The organism is Hahella sp. CCB-MM4, assembly GCF_002260525.1.
Classification (GTDB): domain Bacteria; phylum Pseudomonadota; class Gammaproteobacteria; order Pseudomonadales; family Oleiphilaceae; genus Hahella.
Map to the genome: position 1 here is coordinate 1 of NZ_MRYI01000126.1, position 221 is coordinate 221.

Below are 221 nucleotides of genomic sequence, written 5' to 3' on the forward strand. Positions count from 1 at the left end.
CGTCGGAATAGATCCGCTCCTCGCGCACGCCGGGGATGGTGGCGAATTGCTCGGACAGGGCGTTGGGGTAGAACCCGTCCTCGATCCATTCGAACCCGGGCACCTGATGCAGGATCGCGATGATCGACTTGGCGCAGAAACCATCCGGCACCGGCCCCTGCTGTTCCGCCAGCCGCAGGATGTATTCCGCCGTCTCGGGCGAGACCTGCAGGGTCTGGGTC

The 221-nt window shown here is 65.2% G+C and carries 1 protein-coding gene; it reads right to left on the bottom strand.

Annotated features, from left to right (window positions below; genetic code table 11):
• Positions 1-221 (bottom strand): hypothetical protein (locus BTA51_RS30385; RefSeq protein ID WP_210404976.1); only part of this gene is annotated, 221 nt, incomplete at both ends.